General features: G+C 59.5%; 19 protein-coding genes. 14 read left to right on the top strand and 5 right to left on the bottom strand.

The window, feature by feature from the left end:
• Positions 1-15 precede the first annotated feature (15 nt).
• A complete protein-coding gene (gene tauD / locus AC1DVE_RS10755) occupies positions 16-858 on the top strand; it encodes a taurine dioxygenase (RefSeq protein WP_223532857.1) in 843 nt (280 codons plus the stop codon).
• Positions 859-1033: 175 nt separating this feature from the next.
• Here tauD and mgrA read toward each other — a convergent pair whose 3' ends face one another.
• Both mgrA and AC1DVE_RS10745 read right to left on the bottom strand, forming a co-directional pair.
• A complete protein-coding gene (gene mgrA / locus AC1DVE_RS10750; protein WP_223532859.1) occupies positions 1034-2071 on the bottom strand; it encodes an L-glyceraldehyde 3-phosphate reductase in 1038 nt (345 codons plus the stop codon).
• Between the two features lie 111 nt (positions 2072-2182).
• A complete protein-coding gene (locus AC1DVE_RS10745; protein ID WP_223457346.1) occupies positions 2183-3097 on the bottom strand; it encodes a LysR family transcriptional regulator in 915 nt (304 codons plus the stop codon).
• A gap of 120 nt (positions 3098-3217) precedes the next feature.
• Between AC1DVE_RS10745 and AC1DVE_RS10740 the strand changes: the two genes are divergently transcribed.
• The gene (locus tag AC1DVE_RS10740) at positions 3218-3958 is read left to right on the top strand and encodes an SDR family oxidoreductase (RefSeq protein WP_223457344.1); all 741 of its coding nucleotides are present in this window, start codon (positions 3218-3220) and stop codon (positions 3956-3958) included.
• Positions 3959-4023: 65 nt separating this feature from the next.
• Complete coding sequence (locus AC1DVE_RS10735) at positions 4024-4284, top strand: hypothetical protein (protein ID WP_223457342.1); 261 nt, start codon at positions 4024-4026, stop codon at positions 4282-4284.
• A gap of 8 nt (positions 4285-4292) precedes the next feature.
• Here AC1DVE_RS10735 and betT read toward each other — a convergent pair whose 3' ends face one another.
• On the bottom strand, positions 4293-6248 hold the full coding sequence (betT, locus tag AC1DVE_RS10730) for a choline transporter BetT (protein ID WP_223532864.1): 1956 nt from the start codon (positions 6246-6248) through the stop codon (positions 4293-4295).
• Between the two features lie 371 nt (positions 6249-6619).
• Positions 6620-7546 (bottom strand): serine O-acetyltransferase EpsC, encoded by a 927-nt coding sequence (gene epsC / locus AC1DVE_RS10725; protein ID WP_223457340.1) that lies wholly within the window; start codon positions 7544-7546, stop codon positions 6620-6622.
• Positions 7547-7737: 191 nt separating this feature from the next.
• Between epsC and AC1DVE_RS10720 the strand changes: the two genes are divergently transcribed.
• From AC1DVE_RS10720 to AC1DVE_RS10670, 11 genes are all read left to right on the top strand, one after another.
• A complete protein-coding gene (locus AC1DVE_RS10720; protein ID WP_477783911.1) occupies positions 7738-8736 on the top strand; it encodes a D-cysteine desulfhydrase in 999 nt (332 codons plus the stop codon).
• Positions 8737-9101: 365 nt separating this feature from the next.
• A complete protein-coding gene (gene tcyJ, locus AC1DVE_RS10715; protein WP_223457337.1) occupies positions 9102-9902 on the top strand; it encodes a cystine ABC transporter substrate-binding protein in 801 nt (266 codons plus the stop codon).
• Entirely contained in the window at positions 9902-10567 is a 666-nt protein-coding gene (tcyL, locus tag AC1DVE_RS10710) for a cystine ABC transporter permease (RefSeq protein ID WP_046040764.1), read from the top strand. The genes tcyJ and tcyL overlap by 1 nt, the downstream gene beginning before the upstream one ends.
• A 4-nt stretch (positions 10568-10571) precedes the next feature.
• Positions 10572-11327 (top strand): L-cystine ABC transporter ATP-binding protein TcyN, encoded by a 756-nt coding sequence (tcyN, locus tag AC1DVE_RS10705; RefSeq protein ID WP_223457335.1) that lies wholly within the window; start codon positions 10572-10574, stop codon positions 11325-11327.
• A gap of 485 nt (positions 11328-11812) precedes the next feature.
• Positions 11813-12577: a hypothetical protein gene (locus AC1DVE_RS10700; protein WP_223457327.1), complete on the top strand. Its 765-nt coding sequence runs from the start codon at positions 11813-11815 to the stop codon at positions 12575-12577.
• Between the two features lie 257 nt (positions 12578-12834).
• Entirely contained in the window at positions 12835-14067 is a 1233-nt protein-coding gene (locus AC1DVE_RS10695; protein ID WP_223457325.1) for an SfnB family sulfur acquisition oxidoreductase, read from the top strand.
• A gap of 23 nt (positions 14068-14090) precedes the next feature.
• Positions 14091-15284 carry an SfnB family sulfur acquisition oxidoreductase gene (locus tag AC1DVE_RS10690; RefSeq protein WP_223457323.1) on the top strand — a complete coding sequence of 398 codons (1194 nt, stop codon included), beginning with the start codon at positions 14091-14093 and terminating at the stop codon, positions 15282-15284.
• Positions 15284-16636 (top strand): LLM class flavin-dependent oxidoreductase, encoded by a 1353-nt coding sequence (locus tag AC1DVE_RS10685; RefSeq protein WP_223457322.1) that lies wholly within the window; start codon positions 15284-15286, stop codon positions 16634-16636. The genes AC1DVE_RS10690 and AC1DVE_RS10685 overlap by 1 nt, the downstream gene beginning before the upstream one ends.
• Before the next feature lie 119 nt (positions 16637-16755).
• Positions 16756-17565: a MetQ/NlpA family ABC transporter substrate-binding protein gene (locus AC1DVE_RS10680; RefSeq protein ID WP_223457320.1), complete on the top strand. Its 810-nt coding sequence runs from the start codon at positions 16756-16758 to the stop codon at positions 17563-17565.
• 2 nt (positions 17566-17567) lie between these two features.
• Positions 17568-18689, top strand: a complete 1122-nt coding sequence (locus tag AC1DVE_RS10675; RefSeq protein WP_477783910.1) for a methionine ABC transporter ATP-binding protein — start codon at positions 17568-17570, stop codon at positions 18687-18689.
• Positions 18679-19323, top strand: coding sequence for a methionine ABC transporter permease (locus tag AC1DVE_RS10670; protein WP_223536341.1), 645 nt, complete (start codon positions 18679-18681; stop codon positions 19321-19323). Before AC1DVE_RS10675 ends, AC1DVE_RS10670 begins: the two co-directional genes overlap by 11 nt.
• A 38-nt stretch (positions 19324-19361) precedes the next feature.
• Here the strand turns inward: AC1DVE_RS10670 and AC1DVE_RS10665 are convergent, their stop codons facing one another.
• Positions 19362-22079, bottom strand: a complete 2718-nt coding sequence (locus tag AC1DVE_RS10665) for an RHS repeat domain-containing protein (RefSeq protein WP_477783909.1) — start codon at positions 22077-22079, stop codon at positions 19362-19364.
• Positions 22080-22101 lie beyond the last annotated feature (22 nt).

Below are 22101 nucleotides of genomic sequence, written 5' to 3'. Positions count from 1 at the left end.
TTGAAGAGAACCACCATGAGTGACTTGACCATCGTCCCCCTAAGCTCCGCCCTCGGCGCACAAATCAGTGGCATCGACATCAGCCAGCCGCTGAACCTGGAGCAGCGCGATACCATCGAACAGGCCCTGCTCAAGCATCAAGTCCTGTTCTTCCGCAACCAGCCGATCACGCCACAACAACAGGCGCGATTCGCCGCGAATTTCGGCGACCTGCACATTCACCCGATCTACCCGAATGTGCCGGAGCAACCCGAAGTGCTGATCCTCGACACCGCCGTCACCGACGTGCGCGATAACGCGATCTGGCACACCGACGTCACCTTCCTGCCGACCCCGGCCATGGGTGCGGTGCTCAGCGCCAAGCTGCTGCCGGAGTTCGGCGGCGACACGTTGTGGGCCAGCGGGATTGCGGCGTATGAAGCCCTGTCGACGCCGATGAAAACCTTGCTCGAAGGTCTGACCGCCACCCACGATTTCACCCGTTCGTTCCCGCTGGAGCGCTATGGCAACACGCCTGAAGCACTGGCCCAATGGGAAGAAGCACGGCGCAAGAATCCGCCGCTGTCGCACCCGGTGATCCGCACGCACCCGGTGAGCGGGCGCCGCTCGCTGTTCGTCAACGAAGGTTTCACCTCGAAGATCAACGAGCTGTCGGAAACCGAGAGCGAGGCGATTCTGAAGTTCCTGTTCGCCCATTCAACGCGACCGGAATTCACCATTCGCTGGCGCTGGCAGCAGGACGACATCGCGTTCTGGGACAACCGCGTGACCCAGCATTACGCGGTGGACGATTACCGCCCGGCGCGGCGGGTGATGCAGCGGGCGACGGTGTTGGGGGATGCGCCTTTTTTTCGCTGAACCGCCTGTTTTTGTAGTGACGCTGATGGCCCCTTCGCGGGTAAGCCCGCTCCTACAGTGTTCGAGTCGTATACATAATCTGTGAACACCGCCGAACCTGTGGGAGCGGCGGTGCGACGATTCGACTTGCCCGCGAAGAGGCCGGAGCAGGCACCAGAAATCCAGTGCCGATCACTTATTGCGCAGTAGAAGGCTTCTCCCAAAGATTGATTCCGCCCTCCTGGGCAAACCGGTCAATTTCCGCCAGCTCCTCTGCACTGAAGCTCAGGTTCTTCAACGCCCCGACATTCTCGATGATCTGCTCCGGCCGGCTCGCGCCAATCAAGGCAGAAGTGACCCGAGGATCACGCAGGGTCCAGGCCAGTGCCAGTTGCGCCAGGCTCTGGCCACGACGCTTGGCGATTTCGTTGAGTGCCCGCACCTGGGCAATGTTGGCCTCGGACAAATGCGACGCCTGCAACGAACCACCGCCCGGACGGTTGACCCGCGCATCCGACGGCACGCCGTTGAGGTATTTGTCGGTCAGCAAACCCTGGGCCAGCGGGGTAAAGGCAATCACGCCGGTGCCGAGTTCGTCGGTGGTATCCAGCAGGTCTTTTTCCACCCAGCGATTGAGCAGGTTGTAGGCCGGCTGGTGAATCAACAACGGGACTTTCCACTCCTTGAGCAGCGCCGCCATTTCACGGGTTTTCACTCCGGAGTACGAAGAGATGCCGATGTACAACGCCTTGCCCTGCTGCACCGCTGTGGCGAGTGCGCTGGCGGTCTCTTCCAGCGGGGTGTCCGGATCGAAACGGTGGGAGTAGAAGATGTCCACATAATCCACGCCCAGGCGTTGCAGGCTCTGGTCGAGGCTGGCCAGCACGTACTTGCGCGAACCGCCGCCCTGTCCGTAAGGGCCGGGCCACATGTCCCAACCGGCCTTGCTGGAAATGATCAACTCGTCGCGGTACTGCTTGAAGTCTTCACGCAGTAAACGGCCGAAGTTGATCTCGGCGCTGCCGTACGGCGGGCCATAGTTGTTGGCCAGGTCGAAGTGGTTGATGCCCAGGTCGAATGCCGTGCGCAACAACGCGCGCTGGGTATCGATCGGCGTGCTGTCGCCGAAGTTGTGCCACAGGCCCAACGACAGCGCCGGCAGCACCAGGCCACTGCGGCCCACGCGGCGGTAAGGGATGGAGTCGTAGCGGTTTTCGGCAGCGGTGTATGTCATCGAATCCTCTCTTGTCTGTCTTGAATCTGGTATCGACTGCTTCGCCAGTCGCCCAGCATACGCTCAGACAAACGCCAGAAAACCCCGGACTCGACTAATTGCTGAAACGTTTCATATATTTCCCGGCTGACAAGCTACCGTGCCCTCCGCAAACACCTCCCCCAACCAATCCACAAACACCCGGACCCTGGGCGACATGTGTCGGTTGTGCGGGTACAGCACTGAAACCGGCATTGATGGCGGTGGGGTGTCGGTGAGGATTTCCTTGATCAACCCTTGGGCAATTTGCGTTTCCATCCGGTAATGCGGGCACTGGATCAGGCCCAGGCCGGCAATCGCCGAGGCGGCGTAGATTTCTGCGCCGAACACCGAGATCGCACCGTCGATGGCCACTTCCTTGAGTTCACCGTCCACCATGAATTCAAACGGGAACAACTTGGCCGTCGTGCGCGAAACGTAGTTCACCGCCCGGTGCTGACTCAGGTCGGCGAGGCTTTTCGGTTCGCCGTATTTGCGCAAATAGGCGGGGCTGGCGCAGGTGATCTGACGCAGGTTGGCGACACGCTTGCCGATCAGCGTGGAGTCACCCAATGTTCCTGCCCGCAACACGCAATCGATACCTTCGGTGATCAGGTCGACCTGGCGGTCAGCCTCGCTGATGGACAGTTCGATGTCGGGATAACGCGCCATGAATTGCGGCAATGCCGGGACCACGAAGTGCTTGGCCAATGTCCCGTGCAAGTCCACCCGCAACCGCCCCTTCGGTGCCACGCCGCGAAACGCCAATTCCGCTTCTTCCAGCTCTGCCAGCAGTTGCACGCAACGCAGGTAGTAGGCCTCGCCATCCAGCGTCGGACGCACTTTACGCGTGCTGCGCTCCAACAAACGCGTACCCAGCCAGGCCTCGAACTGATTCAAGGTGTGGGTCAGCGTCGCGCGTGGCAGGTTCAGGTCATCGGCCGCCAACGTGAAGCTGCTGCGCTCGTAGATCCGCACAAAAACCTTCATCGCTTTGACTTGGTCCACAGCTCACTCCAGGCATTCAATTGTTGGCGATTATTGAACAGTCAAGGCAACTCTCGTGCATTTATCGACCTGAGTAAACATGTGAAATTGGCTTCACACCCCATCAACAGGAACACCAACATGGCTCATCAAACTCTGAAAGTTGCCATCGTGACCGGCGCCTCCCGCGGCATCGGCGCGGTCATCGCCAAACAATTGGCCAGCGAAGGTTTCGCCGTTGCCATCAACTACGCCAGCAGCGCCACCGAAGCCTCGAAACGGGTGGTGGAGTTGCGTCAGGCCGGCCACCAGGCCATAGCGATCAAGGCCGATGTGGCCAATGCCGACGACGTGCGCCGGATGTTCGACGAGGTTGAAACCCAGTTCGGCAAGGTCGATGTTTTGGTGAACAACGCCGGCATCCTCAAGGTGCTGCCACTGGCGCAACACAGCGACGAACTGTTCGAGCAGAACTTCAACATCCACGCTCGCGGTACCTTCAATACCCTGCGTGAAGCGGCAACTCGCCTGAACAGCGGTGGCCGGATCATCAACTTCTCCAGCAGCACCGTCGGCATGAATCTGCCGGGCTACGCGGTGTACATCGCCAGCAAAGCGGCAGTGGAATCCCTGACCCAGGTGTTCGCCAAGGAAATGCGCGGCCGCAACATCACCGTCAACGCCGTAGCCCCGGGCCCCGTGGCCACCGACTTGTTCCTGCACGGCAAGAGCGAAGAACAGATCCAGACCTTCGCCAGGATGGCGCCACTGGAACGCCTGGCTCAGCCAGAAGACATTGCCCGTGTCGTGTCCTTCCTCGCCGGGCCGGATTCGACGTGGGTCAATGGGCAGATTTTGCGGGTCAATGGTGGGTTGGTTTAACTATGCTCAGACAGACACCGCGATAGCGGTTTGTCAGGCAAAAAAATCCATGGGAAGCACACACCATGCACACCACCATCATCATCACCTTCGGCCTGATCCTCCTGGCGCTGATGGTCTACATCGGCGAGAACATCGGCTTCACCCGCCAAACCCTGGCCTACAGTTTTATCGTGCTGTGGCTGGCGCTGACGCTGATCAATGGCGCAGTCGGCATAGTGCATGCCGGCCAGCCGTTGAGCACCGAACTGGTGGTCGGTAGCGCCGTGTTCGGTGTCCCGGTGGCGGCGCTGGTATTGTTCATGGTGTTGACCACCGAGACGTGAGGGTCTGATCAACGCACCAGATGCAGGAACTGCATGTGCCGTTCGTACTGGTCGAGGATGTCGTTGATGATCTGCTCCTTGGTGTAGCCCACCAGATCGTAATCCTGACTGCCCTCGCTCAAATGCACTTCGGCCCGGTAGTAGCGGCGATTGTTGAGTTGCTTGGAACCCATGCCGCCACGGGCAAACGACGGCGTGAAATAGCCGCGCATCTGCACCTGATACACGAACGGATGCTGGTCGCCGTGGCCGATTTCCAGGCTGACGCTGTCATTGGCCGGGTCCGGGTGTGTCGCTACGTGCAAACCCTTTTCGATGAACACGGCAGACACTTCTTCAATCGCCGGGCGCACCGTCGTATCGAGGAAGCGATAGACCTCATCCCGCGACGGGAAATGCACCGCCTGACTCAAACGCTGACGCCAACCGCCCCGCCGTGAACCCGACACCGGTGCCAAGGAATGCATCTGCGCAATCTGCTTCTGCGATTCCAGATAAAACGCCTTGTGCAGCCCCCACATCATCAACAGCAAGATTAGCGAGAACGGCAGCGAGGTCAGGACCACCGCCGACTTCAACGCATCGATGCTGCCGGAAAACAGCAGCGCGCTGGTCACCAATGCGGTCATCGCGCCCCAGAACACTCGCAGCCATTTCGGCCCGTCTTCATCCGGGTTGCCGCCCTTGGCGGACAGCGTCGACAGCACCACGGTGCCGGAGTCGGCGGAGGTGACGAAGAACACGAAGCTGATGAACACCGTGACCGCAATGACGGTTTTGCTCCACGGGTAGGTTTCCAGCAGCAGGTAGAGCGTCATCGACGGATTGTCGATGGCCGACATGCCGAGCGCGCTCATGCCATGGTTGAGTACTTGATCGATGGCGCTGTTACCGAAGATCGACATCCACGCCAGGGTGAAGCCGAGCGGAATCAACAGCACGCCGAAGACGAACTCGCGAATGGTGCGACCACGGGAAATCCGTGCGATGAACAAGCCCACGAACGGCGACCATGCAATCCACCAGGCCCAGTAGAACACCGTCCAGCCCCCCAGCCAGTCGCTGGGTTTGTCGTAGGCGTAGAGGTCGAAACTCTTCATCGGCAAGGCGCCGAGGTAGTCGCCGAGGTTCTGGATCAGGGTGTTGAGCAAGTGCTGCGTGGGGCCGGCGAACAATACGAACAGCAGCAGCGCGCAGGCCAGCAGCATGTTGATGTCGGACATGACCCGCACGCCCTTGTCGACGCCGGAGACCGCAACGATGATCGCAGCCCCCATCATCAAGGTGATCAGGCCGACCTGAATCCATTGGGTGTGGGCGATGCCGAACAGGTAGTCCAGGCCCGAGTTGAGGTGCAACACACCGAAGCCCATATCGGCACCGAGGCCGAACACCGTGGCGATGATGCCGAAGCCATCCACCGCGTAGCCGATGGGGCCATTGATGCGCTTGCCGATCAGCGGGTACAGCGCCGAGCGCAGGGCCAGTGGCAAGTTATGCCGGTAGGCGAAGTAGGCCAGCGCCATGCCGACAAAGGCGAACACGCCCCAGCCATGCAGGCCCCAGTGCAGAAACAGAATCTGCATCGCCTGACGCGCCGCATCCGCCGTACCGGCCTCACCCTGGGGCGGTTGCAGCATGTGGGTCAGCGGCTCGGACACGCAGAAGAAAAACAGGGTGATGCTGATCCCGGCGGCGAACAGCATGCCGGCCCAGGACAAATAACTGAATTCGGGTTCGTCGTGGTCGGCACCGAGCTTGATCTTGCCGTAGCCGGATAAGGCGGTGACCACCACGAAGACCAGATACAGGGTCATCGCCAGCAGGTAATACCAGCCGACCGTATTGGCCGCCCAGTTTTGCGCCGCCAGCAACCAGGCACCGGCCTGCTCGGGCATGGCGATGACAACGACACCAAACAACAGGATGAAACTCGCCGAGAACCAGAACACCGGCGGATTCATGCGGATCAGGCCGCTTGGAGGGATGGACGATGCACTCATGTTCGGTGCACCTCGAAGGGGTAAAACGTGGCTGTAGAAATCGGACTCAGCAAAGGCAAGCCTCCTGTTGTGAGCGGGCAGCGAACCGCCGGTTTAACTTGAATGAACGTTCAAGTTAAACATGGATAGGGGGCTAAGGACTAATCGCAGGGCTCGGCGGTGGTGTTCTTACGCTAGCTCAAGGGAGGAAGTAAGTAGGATTTAAAAGCTTCGCGAGCAGGCTCGCTCCCACAGGGTTCTTGGTTGGCCACAACGTTGTGTGCACCAGAGATCCATTGTGGGAGCGAGCCTGCTCGCGAAGAGGCCAGAACAGTCAGCGAAGATTCAGGAGACTACTTCTGCGCCCCATCATCATGCTGCAGATTCGCCTGGGTCAGGTTGCTGCCCGCCGGCACGCTACGGGTCAGCCAGACGTTGCCGCCAATGGTCGAGCCCTGGCCGATGGTGATCCGCCCGAGAATCGTCGCCCCGGCATAAATCACTACGTCATCCTCGACAATCGGATGCCGAGGCTGGCCTTTCTGCAGTTGACCGTCTTCGTCCGCCGGGAAGCGCTTGGCCCCCAAGGTCACGGCCTGATAAATCCGTACACGCTCGCCGATGATCGCGGTTTCGCCAATCACCACACCCGTCCCGTGGTCGATGAAGAAACTGCGGCCGATCTGCGCACCGGGGTGAATGTCGATGCCGGTGGCCGAGTGAGCGATTTCCGCGCTGATCCGCGCCAGCAGCGGCAACCCGGCGCGATACAAATGGTGGGCCAGACGATGGTGAATCACCGCCAGAATCCCCGGATAGCACAACAACACTTCATCGACACTGCGGGCCGCCGGGTCGCCGTGATAGGCGGCCAATACGTCGGTGTCCAACAGGCTGCGCAACCCGGGCAAAGCGAGGGCGAAGTCCTGAATGATCTGGATGGTCCGGGCTTCGACTTCAGTCTCGGCCTGGGCACTGTGGCGCGCGGCGTAGCGCAATTCGAGCCGTGCCTGGGCCAACAGCGCATTCAGCGCCACATCCAGGGTGTGGCCGACGTAGAAGTCTTCGCTCTCTTCACGCAAATCCACCGGCCCCAGGCGCATAGGGAACAACGCACCGCACAGGGCTTCAAGAATGTCCGCCATGGCTGCGCGGGACGGCAATTCGCGTCCGCCCTGCTCGCCGCTGGCCCGGCCGTTTTGTGCTCGCCACTGTTCACGTGCCGTGCGCAGCTGGCTGACGATGGTCTGCAATTGCCAATGGCTGGAACGCTCACTCACGGTAAAAAACTCCTCACGGGCGGCCGGACTGTCTGGCCGCACTGACCGCGATTACTTTACGGCAAGGGTCGCGAGGCAAATTAAGAACCAATAGTGCTGTGCTCAGTTCGATTGGCTATAAGCGATTGGCGGTTGCCCCAACTTTTTGGCGTGCCTATAGTCCTGAGATCTTCAACCGCCAGTACGGACTCATGATCAAACAACAGCTCGCCCGCTTTAACCGCCTCGACCTGCTCGGTCAGCCCACCGCCCTGGAAAAACTCGAACGCCTGTCGACCTGGCTGGGCCGCGACCTGTACGTCAAGCGCGATGATCTGACGCCGCTGGCAATGGGCGGCAACAAGCTGCGCAAACTCGAATACCTGGCCGCCGATGCCTTGGCCCAGGGCGCCGACACCTTGATCACGGCGGGCGCACTGCAATCGAACCATGTGCGCCAGACAGCCGCCATTGCCGCCAAGTTGGGTCTGGGCTGTGTAGCCCTTCTGGAAAACCCTCTCGGCACTGACGACAGCAATTACACCGGCAACGGCAACCGGCTGCTGCTCGACCTGTTCGATGCCAAGGTCGAACTGGTGGAAAACCTCGACAACGCCGACGAGCAACTGCAAGCCCTGGCCAACCGACTGCGCAGCAACGGCAAGAAGCCGTACCTGGTGCCGATCGGTGGTTCCAATGCGCTGGGCGCCTTGGGCTACGTGCGCGCCGGGCTGGAACTGGCCGAGCAGATCAAGGACACCGGCCTGACTTTCGCCGCCGTGGTCCTGGCCTCGGGCAGCGCCGGCACCCACAGCGGCCTGGCACTGGCCTTGAGTGAAGCGCTGCCGGATCTGCCAGTGATCGGCGTGACGGTTTCGCGCAGCGATGAAGATCAGCGGCCAAAGGTTCAAGGCCTGGCCGAACGCACCGCCGAGTTGCTGGGCGTGAATCTGCCGGAGGCTTTCAAGGTCGAGCTGTGGGATGAGTATTTCGCCCCGCGTTATGGCGAGCCGAATGCCGGCACACTGGCGGCGGTGAAGCTGCTGGCGAGTCAGGAAGGCTTGCTGCTGGACCCGGTCTACACTGGCAAGGCCATGGCGGGCTTGCTGGACGGGATCGGCCGTCAGCGTTTCGACGAGGGTCCGATTATCTTCCTGCACACCGGCGGGGCGCCGGCTTTGTTTGCCTATAAGGATTATCTGACGGGTTGACGCGCTTGCGTGGCAGGAGAGCTTGCCTGTGGCGAGGGAGCTTGCTCCCGCTGGGGTGCGAAGCGCCCCTAAAACCTGCGATGCGGTATTTCAGTTAAATCGCAATGGCAGGTTTTTACGGCTGCTGCGCAACCGAGCGGGAGCAAGCTCCCTCGCCACAAATGGATCGAGACATATTCAATATAAGAATAACAAATAGTATATTTATTATTTTCCTATCTAAAGGCATCATCTTATAGTCACGCCGCAGGCGAATTTGCAGCGAGACGCATAAGCTGCATTAGGGCAGGATATCGCAGTCGTCCAAATCCCGAATTTGCCAACTTTCCTAAAGCGTCTTCCATAAGAAAACACAGGGGCTTGTCATGAATTTTTCCGCATTACGTCGCAATCTGCTGGTGGGCTCGCTGGGCCTGGCACTGAGCGCCGGCCTGATTGGCCAGGCGGTTGCCGGTGAGCAACTGCAAAAAATCAAAGACGCCGGCGTGATCAACGTTGGCCTGGAAGGCACTTACCCACCGTTCAGTTTCGTCGACGCCGACGGCAAACTGACCGGCTTCGAAGTCGAGTTCTCTGAAGCCCTGGCCAAAGAGTTGGGCGTGAAAGTCAAGCTGCAACCGACCAAATGGGACGGCATCCTCGCGGCCCTGGAATCCAAGCGTCTGGACGCAGTGATCAACCAGGTGACCATCTCCGAAGAGCGCAAGAAGAAGTATGACTTCTCCGAGCCATACACCGTTTCCGGGATTCAGGCGCTGGTGCTGACGAAGAAGGCCGCCGAGCTGAACATCAAGTCCGCCGCTGACCTGTCTGGCAAGAAAGTCGGCGTAGGCCTGGGCACCAACTACGAAGAGTGGGTGAAGGCTAATGTGCCGACCGCTGACATCCGCACCTACGAAGATGATCCGACCAAGTTCCAGGACCTGCGTGTCGGCCGTATTGACGCCATTCTGATCGACCGCCTGGCCGCGCTCGAATACGCCAAGAAGGCCAAGGACACCACCGCCGCCGGTGATGCGTTCTCCCGTCAGGAAGCCGGCATCGCCCTGCGTAAAGGCGAGCCTGAACTGCTGGCCGCGGTGAACAAGGCAATCGATAAGCTGCGCGCCGACGGCACCCTGAAAAAGCTCTCGGAAAAATACTTCAACGCTGACGTCACTCAATAATGGGAGAAGCTTTCCAACTCGCACTGGACTCCGCGCCCTTTCTGCTCAAGGGCGCGTATTACACGGTCATTCTCAGCCTGGGCGGGATGTTCTTCGGCCTGGTGATGGGGTTCGGCCTGGCGCTGATGCGCCTGTCGCGCTTCAAACTGGTGAGCTGGATCGCCCGCATCTACGTGTCGTTCTTTCGCGGCACGCCGTTGCTGGTGCAACTGTTCGTGATCTACTACGGCTTGCCGCAATTGGGTCTGGAACTGGATCCGCTGCCGGCGGCCCTGATCGGCTTCTCGCTGAACATGGCCGCCTACGCCTGTGAAATCCTGCGTGCCGCGATCAGCTCCATCGAGCGCGGCCAGTGGGAAGCGGCTGCCAGTATCGGCATGACCCGCGCGCAAACCCTGCGCCGGGCCATCCTGCCGCAGGCGATGCGTACCGCATTGCCGCCGCTGGGCAACAGCTTCATTTCGCTGGTCAAGGACACCGCGCTGGCCGCTACCATCCAGGTGCCGGAACTGTTCCGTCAGGCACAGCTGATCACCGCCCGCACCTTCGAAATCTTCACCATGTATCTTGCCGCCGCACTGATCTACTGGGTCCTGGCCACGGTGCTTTCGCACCTGCAGAACCAGCTGGAAGCGCGGGTCAATCGGCACGACCAGGAGTCCTGACCCGATGATTGTCGTGGAAAAACTGACAAAGCAGTTCAAGGGTCAAGTCGTGCTCAACGGCATCGATCTTGAGGTAAAGGAAGGCGAGGTGGTCGCGATCATCGGCCCTAGCGGTTCGGGCAAGACCACCTTCCTGCGCTGCCTGAATTTTCTGGAAGAACCCACCAGCGGCCGGATCAAGGTCGGCGATATCGAAGTCGATACCAGCCGTCCCCTGAACCAGCAGCAGAGCCTGGTGCGGCGTTTGCGCCAGCACGTAGGTTTCGTGTTCCAGAACTTCAACCTGTTCCCCCATCGCACCGCCCTGGAAAACGTCATCGAAGGCCCGATCGTGGTCAAGAAGACCCCACATGCCGAAGCCGTTGCCCTGGGTAAAAAACTGTTGGCCAAGGTCGGTCTGGCGGGCAAGGAGGACGCTTACCCGCGTCGCCTCTCCGGTGGCCAGCAACAGCGCGTGGCGATTGCCCGGGCGCTGGCGATGGAGCCGGAAGTGATCCTGTTCGATGAGCCGACCTCGGCCCTCGACCCGGAACTGGTGGGCGAGGTATTGGCAACCATCCGCGGCCTGGCCGAAGAGAAGCGCACCATGGTGATCGTCACCCACGAAATGGGCTTTGCCCGGGACGTGGCCAACCGTGTGGTGTTTTTCGACAAGGGTGTGATCGTCGAGCAAGGCGAAGCGAAGGCGTTGTTTGCCAACCCGAAAGAAGAACGAACCAAACAGTTCCTGAGCAAGTTCCTGAATAACGCTCACAACTAATAATCCTGCGCAACAACGGTAATCTTCCACGGATGGAAGTTACCTACCCCCTCGAAATACGCGTCATTAACATCAAACTAAACTTATCTATTCGAGATGCATATCTTGTGCGCGCACGCGGCACATACATATGCATCTCCACAATTAAAAAGCTCTAATCCAATCAGATCACCCATCGCAAGACAGTGCTTGTGACTTGCACAAACCCGCCCATATCCCCCCGATTTCAGCAGATAAATTCGACGCAACGGCGTGGTTTACTTACTTGTGATCGTAGGAACTTTCTGAATAGCACCACACACCACCCACAACTAACAAATCTTATTGACACCTGATCTTCCTGGCTCTTATCTAGTCTCCAGCCAGCGATACTCATCACGCTTCAATCATTATTTAAACTCAAAGTAATGAACGGTTTTCTGTTCGACTATTAGTTTTTTGATATTCCAGAAACGGACTTCGTTGCAAGACCTCAAGGAGACTTCATGAAAAGCACCTCGAACAAATCCGGGCTTGTGGCCCCGACCCTGGCGCAATCCAACAAGACCGGCATCAACGTCACTTGTGCGGCTCACTTGCTGATCGAGGTAGCGCCCTACCCCGCCATGGACGAAGGCGACCTGATCGAACTGTTCTGGGACAACTGCTACGTGGCCTCCCGCGTGCTGACGGCCAGCGATGTCGATCGATCGGTGCAGTTGCGCGTGCCTGAAAGTTTTGTCGCCAACGGTACTTCGCGCATTTACTACCGGGTCATGCAGATTGGTCGAGACCCGGTGGTTTCGGCCAGTCGAAACGTGCAGATCAAACTCGACTGCCCTGGCGGCCAACCCTCCGCGCTGTGCGGCGATGAAAACCAGTGCCTGGCACCGGTGAGCATTCCCGAGGCGATTCGCCGTCAGGGGGTCAATCCGAGCCAGGTCAAACGCGGTGTGCCCTTGACCATCGAGCCGTACCTGAACATGGCCGTCGACGACGAAATCACCCTGCGCTGGGGCGATGTGCGCATGGATCTGCCACGGCTCAAGTCCGCCGATGTGGGTCAACCGATTCAGGTCTGGATACCGCCGGCCATCATCCTCGAAGCCGGCGAAGATCTGCGGCTGGAAGTGACGTACTGCATTCTCGACCGGGTGGGCAACAACTCCCGCTGGGCGCCGGCCCGTACGCTGAAGATTGGTTGTGCAAATACCTATCTGAAAGTCCCGAAGAAGCAGCCCCTCAAGGCTGCTGAACCCCGCGAAAAATGATCACAACCCCTGTGGCGAAGGGGCTTGCCACAGGGATTGCGCCACCCCCGAGAACACCCTTCTATGTATATTCCTAAAAGTTAGTTCATAAAATATTTATACACGTTTAGGGTATATACACCGGACCACCGGACATCCTTGTTTTCATGCGCGGCCACAAGCGGCGCTTCCATAAGATGTGAGGTAGGTATGGTCCGGAACACAATCACCCCAGTGCAGATCGCCAGGGCATTGCGTGCAGCCAAGGAGCGGCACTGATGTCTAGTCTGGCAGATGCAATCGTCCAGAGTGACCTGGACATCGCCCCGCTGTTGTTGCCCGCAAAAGTCTTGCGCAATGACGCTCAAGCCATCAAGGCGGCCCACGAACTGGCGCAAGTCGCCCGTCTGCATGCGGCCAAACGTGACCGGCAGCGCAAGCTGCCGTGGGCGGAAATCGAACAGTTCACCCGCAGCGGCCTGGGCAGCATTTTCATTCCCCGCGAGTACGGTGGCCCGCAGGTTTCGTTCGTTACCCTGGCCGAGGTTTTCGCGATTATTTCCGCGGCCGACCCGGCGCTTGGGCAGATCCCGCAAAACCAGTTCGGCATTCTGAACCTGGTACTCGGCAGCGCCACCGAAGCACAGAAAAATCTGCTGTTCAAAAGCGTCCTGGATGGCTGGCGCATCGGCAATGCCGGACCGGAACGCGGCACCAAAAACACCCTGGAACTGAAGGCTCGCATCACCGCTGACGGCGTCCTCAACGGCCAGAAGTTCTATTCCACTGGCGCACTGTTCGCCCATTGGGTCGCGGTCAAAGTGCTGAACGATGACGGCAAACAAGTGCTGGCGTTTATCCGGCGCGGCACACCGGGATTGCGCATCGTCGATGACTGGTCCGGTTTTGGTCAGCGCACCACCGCCAGCGGCACGATTTTGCTCAACAACGTGCAGGCCGATCCCGAACTGGTGGTGGATAACTGGCGGATCAACGACACGCCGAACATCCAGGGTGCCGTCTCGCAGCTGATTCAAGCGGCCATCGACGCCGGTATCGCCCGAGGCGCCATCGACGACGCCATCGACTTCGTGAAAACCCGCGCCCGGCCGTGGATCGACGCCAAGGTCGAACGGGCCAGCGATGACCTCTACGTGATCGCCGATATCGGCAAGTTGAAAATCGAATTGCACGCCGCCGAAGCGCTGCTGCGCAAGGCCGGGCAAGTGCTCGATGACGTCAGTGCCGCACCCTTCACCGCCGAGTCCGCCGCCCGCGCCTCGATTGCCGTGGCCGAAGCCAAAGTACTGACCACCGAGATTTCGTTGCTGGCCAGCGAAAAGCTGCTCGAACTGGCCGGCAGCCGCGCGACCCTCGCCGAATTCAACCTCGACCGCCACTGGCGCAACGCCCGGGTGCACACCCTGCACGATCCGGTGCGCTGGAAGTATCACGCGGTCGGCGCCTATCGCCTCAACGGCACGCTGCCTAATCGCCATTCCTGGATCTGACGACCAGACATCTGGAGAAACATATGACACGTTCTCACCACGTCGCGGTCATCACCAGCGATGAACAAGCCCTGATCGTCGCCAGCGACCTTGCCGAAGACTTCAAACGCGACAGCGCCACACGCGACCGCGAGCGCCGTTTGCCACACCCGGAACTGGAGGTGTTCTCCCGCTCGGGCCTGTGGGGCATCAGCGTGCCAAAGGAATACGGCGGCGCCGGTGTTTCCAACGTCACCCTGGCCAAGGTCATCGCCTTTATCGCCCGGGCCGACGGCTCCCTGGGGCAGATCCCGCAGAACCATTTCTACGCCCTCGAAGTACTGCGGGTGAACGGCAGCCACGAGCAGAAGAGACGCCTGTATGCCGAGGTTTTGGCCGGCCAGCGCTTCGGCAATGCGTTGGCCGAACTCGGCACCAAAACCGCACACGATCGCGTCACCAGCCTGACTCGCGACGGCTGCGGCTATCGCATCAATGGTCGCAAGTTCTACGCCACGGGCGCGATCTACGCCCAGCGCATTCCCACCTCGGTGGTGGATGAAAACGGCGTGCAGCAACTGGCGTTCGTCCCGCGCAACAGCAAGGGCCTGAGCGTGATCGACGACTGGAGCGGCTTCGGCCAGCGCACCACCGGCAGCGGTTCGGTGGTGTTCGAAGATGTCTACGTCGCCGCCGAAGATGTCATCCCCTTTCAAAGCGCTTTCGAGCGCCCGACTCCGGTCGGCCCGCTGGCGCAGATTCTCCATGCCGCCATCGACACCGGCATCGCCCGCGCCGCGTATGAAGATGCGCTGCACTTCGTGCGTACCAAAACCCGGCCGTGGATCGACGCCACCCACGAAAAAGCCACGGACGATCCACTGACCCTCAAGAGCTTCGGCCACCTGAGCATTCGCCTGCATGCCACCGAGGCACTGCTGGAGCGTGCCGGTGAATACCTCGACCAGGCCCAGGCCGACACCCATGCACAGACCGTCGCGGCTGCGTCGATTGCCGTCGCCGAAGCCCGTGCCCTCAGCACCGAAATTTCCCTGGCCGCCGGCAGCACGCTGTTCGAACTGGCCGGCAGCCAGGCGACCTTGATCGAACACGGCCTCGACCGCCACTGGCGCAACGCCCGGGTGCACACCCTGCACGACCCGGTGCGCTGGAAGTACCACGCCGTCGGCAATTACTACCTCAACGATGAAAACCCGCCGCTGCGGGGGACCATCTGATGGCCAAGAAGAAAATTCTGCTCAATGCCTTCAACATGAATTGCATCGGGCACATCAACCACGGTTTGTGGACGCACCCGCGCGACACATCCACCCAATACAACACCCTCGAATACTGGACCGAACTGGCGCAACTGCTAGAGCGCGGGCTGTTCGACGGTCTGTTCATCGCCGACATCGTCGGGGTCTACGACGTCTACCAGAACTCGGTGGACGTACCGCTGAAAGAGTCGATCCAGTTGCCGGTCAATGACCCGCTGTTGCTGGTTTCAGCGATGGCGGCGGTGACGAAAAACCTCGGTTTCGGCCTGACCGCCAACCTCACCTACGAAGCGCCGTATCTGTTCGCCCGCCGCCTGTCGACGCTGGATCACCTGAGCCGTGGGCGGGTCGGCTGGAACATCGTCACCGGCTACCTGGACAGCGCCGCCAAGGCCATGGGCCTGAGCGAACAGGTCGAGCATGACCGTCGCTATGACCAGGCCGATGAGTACCTGGAGGTGCTCTACAAACTCCTGGAAGGCAGTTGGGAAAACGGCGCTGTGCTCAACGATCCACGGCAACGGATCTACGTGCAGCCAGACAAAGTGCACAAGGTCCAGCACAAGGGCGAGTTCTATCAGGTCGAGGGTTATCACCTCTGTGAACCCTCGCCGCAACGCACGCCGGTGCTGTTCCAGGCCGGCAGTTCGGATCGCGGTTTGCTGTTCGCCGGGCGACATGCCGAGTGCGTGTTCATCAGCGGCCAGACCAAGGCATCGACCAAGGTGCAGGTGGACAAGGTGCGCGCCAGCGCCGTCGAAGCCGGGCGCAATCCCGAGGACATCAAGGTGTTCATGGGGCTGAACGTGATCGTTGACGCCACCGAAGAGCTGGCCTGGGCCAAGCACGCCGAATACCTGAGCTACGCCAGTGCCGAGGCCGGCGTGGCGCACTTCTCGGCGTCCACCGGGATCGATTTTTCCCAATATGAAATCGACGAGCCGATCCAGTACGTGAAGAGCAACGCGATCCAGTCCGCCACCAAACACCTGCAAAACAACGACTGGACCCGACGCAAACTGCTGGAACAACACGCCCTCGGCGGGCGTTACATCACCGTAGTCGGCTCACCGCAGCAAGTGGCTGATGAACTGGAATCCTGGATCGCCGAAACCGGTCTCGATGGTTTCAACCTGACCCGCATCGTCACACCGGAAAGCTATGAGGATTTCATCGAGCTGGTGATTCCCGAGTTGCAACGGCGGGGCTCGTACAAGACGGCGTACGACAGCGGCACCATGCGCGAAAAGCTGTTTCAGCGGGAGGCGCATTTGCCTGAGCAACATACCGGTTCGGCTTACCGCCGCTAAAAGCTTCGCGAGCAAGCCCGCTCCCACAGGGGAATGCATTCCAAATGTGGGAGCGGGCTTGCTCGCGAAGAGGCCCCACCAGACACCAAAAAATTAATGCACTGACTGGATAACTCATCATGAAAAAGAACTACCTCTCCCACCCAGTCAAAGCACTGGCCCTGGCCCTCGGCCTGTTCAGCTCGGTGACCTTCGCCGCCGACGCCCCACTGAAAATCGGCACCACCGCCGCTTTCGCCATTCCCCTTGAAGCAGCCGTCGAAGAAGCCTCCAAACAAGGCCTGAAAGTCGAGCTGGTGGAGTTCACCGACTGGATCGCGCCGAACGTCAGCCTCGCAGCCGGCGACATCGACGTGAACTACTTCCAGCACATCCCGTTCCTGGAAAACGCCAAGGCAGCATCCGGTTTCGATCTGGTGCCGTTCGCACCGGGCATCATCAACAACGTCGGCCTCTACTCGAAGAAATACAAAAGCTTCGACGAACTGCCGCAAGGCGCCAGCGTGGCCATCGCCAACGATCCGATCAACAGCGGTCGTGGCTTGCAGTTGCTGGCCAAGGCCGGTCTGATCACCCTCAAGCCCGGCGTCGGCTACAAGGCCACCGAAGAAGACATCATCGCCAACCCGAAGCACATCAAGATCCTCCAGGTCGAAGCCGTGCAACTGGTACGCGCCTATGACGATGCCGATCTGGTGCAGGGCTATCCGGCTTACATTCGCTTGTCGAAAACCTTCGATGCGGGCTCCGCGCTGCTGTTCGACGGCCTCGATCATAAGGAGTACGTGATTCAGTTCGTGATCCAGCCCAAGAGCAAAACCGACCCGCGCCTGATCAAGTTCGTCGACATCTACCAGCACTCACCCGCTGTGCGCGCCGCACTGGATAAAGCTCACGGCAAGCTCTATCAAGCCGGTTGGGAAAGCTGAACATGACCGCCGCCATCCAACGACGACTGGAGCTTCCAGAGCCTCAACGCGCTGAACAAACCGTGCTGTATCCCGAGCTCAATCGTGCTCATGTGCGCTTCATCAATCTCGGTAAAACCTACAACGGCCAGCAAGGCCCGGTGGCCGCGTTGCACGGCATCGACCTGGCGATCCAGCGCGGCGAAGTGTTCGGCATCATCGGCCGCAGCGGCGCCGGCAAGTCGTCGCTGATCCGCACCATCAATCGTCTGGAACAGCCGAGCAGCGGTCGGGTGCTGATCGATCAAGTGGACATCGGTGAGTTCGACGAAGACCGCCTGGTGGCGTTGCGTCGGCGCGTCGGCATGATCTTCCAGCACTTCAATCTGATGTCGGCCAAGACCGTTTGGCAAAACGTCGAGCTGCCCTTGAAAGTCGCCGGCGTGCCCAAGGAACAACGCGAACAGAAGGTCCGTGAACTGCTGGAGCTGGTGGGCTTGCAGGCCAAACACAAGGCTTACCCGGCACAGTTGTCCGGCGGGCAGAAACAGCGCGTGGGCATTGCCCGGGCGCTGGTGCATGACCCGGAAATTCTGCTGTGCGACGAAGCCACCTCGGCGCTCGACCCAGAGACCACGCAGTCGATCCTCGGCCTGCTGCGCGAGATCAATCAGCGCCTGGGCCTGACCATTGTGCTGATCACCCACGAGATGGCGGTGATCCGTGAGATCTGTGATCGCGTGGTCGTGCTCGAACACGGGCGCATCGTCGAGCAGGGACCGGTCTGGGAAGTATTCGGCAATCCGCAGCATGAGGTTAGCAAGACATTGCTGGCGCCGTTGCAACACGCATTGCCCAAAGAGCTGCAAAGCCGTTTGCAGGCGCAGCCAGATTCCCCGGACGCCGCCGTGGTCCTGCGCTTGCAGTTCACCGGCAGCCAACGCGACGAGCCGGACCTGGCGGCACTGTTCAGCGCCCTCGGAGGCCGTGTGCGATTGCTCCAAGGCGGCGTGGAACGGATTCAGGGCCATGCCCTCGGGCAACTGCTGCTGTCAGTGACCGGCTCGACTCTCGGTGCCGAGCAATTGCGTCAATGCGCCGGCCATTGGGCGCAACAAGTGGAGGTACTGGGTTATGTGGTTTGATCGCTTGCTGCAGGGTTTCATCGATACGTTCTTGATGGTCGGCGTGTCGTCGTTGATCGCGCTGTTGGCGGGCATTCCGCTGGCGGTGATCCTGGTCACCAGCTCCAAGGGCGGCATCTACCAAGCCCCGGCGCTGAACCGCGCACTGGGTGCATTCGTGAATTTGTTCCGCTCTATTCCGTTTCTGATTTTGATGGTGGCACTGATTCCGTTCACCCGATTGATCGTCGGCACCACCTACGGCGTATGGGCAGCCGTAGTGCCGCTGACCATCGCTGCCACACCGTTCTTTGCGCGCATTGCCGAGGTCAGCTTGCGCGAGGTCGATCATGGGTTGGTCGAAGCGGCGCAGGCGATGGGCTGCCGGCGCTGGCACATCGTTTGGCATGTGTTGTTGCCCGAAGCGCTGCCGGGGATTGTCGGCGGGTTCACCATTACCTTGGTGACCATGATCAATTCTTCCGCCATGGCCGGGGCGATTGGCGCTGGTGGGTTGGGGGACATTGCCTACCGGTATGGGTATCAGCGGTTTGATAGCCAGATCATGCTGACGGTGATTGTGCTGCTGGTGGTGTTGGTGGCGGTGATTCAGTTGGGTGGGGATCGGTTGGCTCGGGGGTTGAACAAGCGCTGAACCGGAGGAAACCCTCACTCAATGGATCACGCAAAAAACTATCTGAGCCCAATAGATGCAACGAGCATCGCATAGGAATCGGCGTTGTTTAACAACACGCTTGTCGTCAGTTCAGGACTTTTATTCAGTGCTTCCCGGATGCCTTCTTCCTTCGATGTTTTGAAAAATTTTTCCCGCTTGCCCTTTGAAAGAGATTCCACGGATTGTCGAGCTATGTGCGCCTCTAACAACTCTTTTTTCATCATTTTTTGGTTTGATGCAGATTCGTCTACTACCACGCTCCTGAAGTCTAGATATGCGAAATCAAGACTACTTAACCCACCTTTTTCATCGAATGTTTTAAAATGAGTTCCTTCATGATATATCGACCATGCAACTGTTTCAGGTGATTTATCCAGCAAGTCTTCAGAAATGAAAATACGCCTGTGAGGATCAATTGGTGTAGTGTGCGCCAGTTCAGCATTGCTCCTTGATTTGAACATAATAATATCTCTTTCACCTGTAGCGTATTCCTTAATCGCTGAGTCCATAAGACTGATTTTTGGCAACAAAACTGACACAGGTACATCTCCGACAAACACAATGGAAACTAATTTTTTTACCCATTCATCGACTGTTGGCATTTCCAGAGCATTGACGGCTTTTGTCGACCACCGAGAGACTATTTCTAGACCTTCAGTTAACCGCTGACCCTTTTCAGGGCTTTTGCTCTTTATCTCGTCAATGCCCCGAGCGAGAAACTTTACGCCTTTAATCCTTTGGGCAATTTCAAATCTATCGCCACGCCCCCTTACCAACCCAAATTCATCACGATGGTTAATTGGGTTATTGGTACAAAAACAATAAAAATTTAAACCATCAATACTTCCGGCTGGATCAGTACTGATCCAGCGCTGCAACCACGGCGCGTAATACCGGTAGCCATAGTAATAAAGCCCGGTCGCATCCCGCTCTTTACCCGAGTAGCGAATAGTCTTGTACTGCGCCCCCAGCGTACTTTTACCCGCCCAGCACGCCGTGCCACCAAACGGGTAATAGTGTTCCTGGGTCAGTACGCCCGCCTCGTCATCCAGTTCCAGGGTGCTGGAACCGAGGTGATCACTGAGTCTGTAACGCAGTTGGTCACTGTGCGCACCTTCGGGCCAGTGCAGCGCCCGCACGTTACTGCGCCCGGCTTCGACGCTGATGACGTGGTGTTCTTCGCCGTCGGCCTGACGGTGGATTTCCAGACCGGGGAGGTAACGAACTTCGCTGCGCAGGGTGCGGCCGCTGCTGTGGGCGAATCCCGTTTTGCGCAAGCGATGGCCGGGGCGGTCGTAGCGGTAGCATTCGTAGTCGTCGGGCTCGGTTTCGCGTTTGACCAACGTCACGCGGCTCAATTGATTGCGGTTGTCCCAGAGCATGGCTTGCCCGCGTTGCAGTTCCAACTGGTTGCCACAGGCATCGAAACCCGACGCGACTTCGGGCTCGCCGGGCAGTGAGCCGTCGTCCCGTTGCGCCAGGCTGCGGTTGCTTCGCGCCGAGGTAAACATCGAAAACCCGAGCGCATCACTGTGCTGGCGGGTGATCAAATTCCCGCCCCGGTCGTACTCGAAGCGCTGGGTGTAATTGCGCCGCTGATTGGGGTCCAGCGGCGTGGGCAGCAGTGTCGGCAGAGCCGGGCCATGGCTCGGCTGGCTGACCTCCCAGCCCCGGGCTTCGACCAGTTGATACAGGCTGTCGTAGCGGTAGCGGTTGATCGGCTCGATGCGCTGGTTGTTGAAATGGCTGACAGCTTGGGACTGGTCGTGCAGTTTGACGATATTGCCCGCCGGGTCGTAGACGTAGTTCAGGTCCTGCGAGGGCTTCTGATTTCCCAATGCCGCTACCAGCCGGATCAGCCGGCCGTCTTCGGCAGCGTATTCGGCGTGGGTCAGCACGCCATTGCCGGCGGTTTCGCGTTCGACCTGATCCTGGGCGTTGTAGCGGATGTCGCTGACCAAGGATTGCGGCGACTGTCCTACTCCGGCCAATTGCAGCCAGACCTCACTCGATTTTCCTGCCACGTCGTAGCCAAAGGTTCTGACGTTGCCCATGGCATCGGTTTGTTCCTGAAGCTCACCGTCGGGATTGAAGGTGTGGCGGGTGATGAATGATTGAGCTTCCAGGTACTCATCTCTGGCATCGATTTCGATTGGCCAGTCGGGTGTTTCAAGTTCGAGGAGGAAACGTTGCTCTTCAACCAACACCGAACCGGCGAGCCCGTAGCCAGCAGCCCATTGTGTCCCCGCCGGATGGTCATGACGGATCAACTGCCCGCACTGGTTGTGTTCGGCGAAAGCAGGATCGGAATCTCCGTAGCTCAAGCGTTCCACCACACGAAGTCGTTCCCCCGCGGCCTGTTCCGTGACGGTGATGGGCCGCTGTTGTTCGTCAAACTCGGTATGACGCTGACTGCCTCGTGCATCCCAGAGTGAACAGGGCGAACCCGCCTGATCCAGCACACTCAACTGCCACCCGGCATCGACGCTGTCCGTCAGCAACGGTTGATCGTTCAAGCCGTAAATCGTGGTCAGGTTCGGCTTCGGCGCCGTGCCCCACAACCGTGGGTCCCACGACTCGACCAAGCGGCCTGCCGCGTCGAAGCGTTGCCGGGTGATGCGCGGGTCAATCTCCGGGCTGTCGGGATGACGGCAATAGCCGACGCTGCGAACCGTCAGGGCGCGTGGATCGATGACCGAGAGTGTTGGTGTCGCGGTGTGGTGATAAGCGTTCACGGCATTGACGGTCCTTCGCTTT

Source organism: Pseudomonas sp. P4_B4, from assembly GCF_056402255.1.
This window is presented reverse-complemented; position numbering and strand designations above follow the sequence as displayed.

Bases quoted from the DNA above. Each gene is read 5' to 3' on its own strand.
- AC1DVE_RS10685 (WP_223457322.1), top strand. From the start codon at position 15,284: ATGGCCAAGAAGAAAATTCTGCTCAATGCCTTCAACATGAATTGCATC.
- betT (WP_223532864.1), bottom strand. From the start codon at position 6,248: ATGAATCCGCCGGTGTTCTGGTTCTCGGCGAGTTTCATCCTGTTGTTT.
- AC1DVE_RS10680 (WP_223457320.1), top strand. From the start codon at position 16,756: ATGAAAAAGAACTACCTCTCCCACCCAGTCAAAGCACTGGCCCTGGCC.
- mgrA (WP_223532859.1), bottom strand. From the start codon at position 2,071: ATGACATACACCGCTGCCGAAAACCGCTACGACTCCATCCCTTACCGC.
- AC1DVE_RS10720 (WP_477783911.1), top strand. From the start codon at position 7,738: ATGATCAAACAACAGCTCGCCCGCTTTAACCGCCTCGACCTGCTCGGT.
- AC1DVE_RS10695 (WP_223457325.1), top strand. From the start codon at position 12,835: ATGTCTAGTCTGGCAGATGCAATCGTCCAGAGTGACCTGGACATCGCC.
- AC1DVE_RS10690 (WP_223457323.1), top strand. From the start codon at position 14,091: ATGACACGTTCTCACCACGTCGCGGTCATCACCAGCGATGAACAAGCC.
- AC1DVE_RS10735 (WP_223457342.1), top strand. From the start codon at position 4,024: ATGCACACCACCATCATCATCACCTTCGGCCTGATCCTCCTGGCGCTG.
- tauD (WP_223532857.1), top strand. From the start codon at position 16: ATGAGTGACTTGACCATCGTCCCCCTAAGCTCCGCCCTCGGCGCACAA.
- tcyL (WP_046040764.1), top strand. From the start codon at position 9,902: ATGGGAGAAGCTTTCCAACTCGCACTGGACTCCGCGCCCTTTCTGCTC.
- AC1DVE_RS10675 (WP_477783910.1), top strand. From the start codon at position 17,568: ATGACCGCCGCCATCCAACGACGACTGGAGCTTCCAGAGCCTCAACGC.
- tcyJ (WP_223457337.1), top strand. From the start codon at position 9,102: ATGAATTTTTCCGCATTACGTCGCAATCTGCTGGTGGGCTCGCTGGGC.
- AC1DVE_RS10670 (WP_223536341.1), top strand. From the start codon at position 18,679: ATGTGGTTTGATCGCTTGCTGCAGGGTTTCATCGATACGTTCTTGATG.
- AC1DVE_RS10740 (WP_223457344.1), top strand. From the start codon at position 3,218: ATGGCTCATCAAACTCTGAAAGTTGCCATCGTGACCGGCGCCTCCCGC.
- tcyN (WP_223457335.1), top strand. From the start codon at position 10,572: ATGATTGTCGTGGAAAAACTGACAAAGCAGTTCAAGGGTCAAGTCGTG.
- AC1DVE_RS10700 (WP_223457327.1), top strand. From the start codon at position 11,813: ATGAAAAGCACCTCGAACAAATCCGGGCTTGTGGCCCCGACCCTGGCG.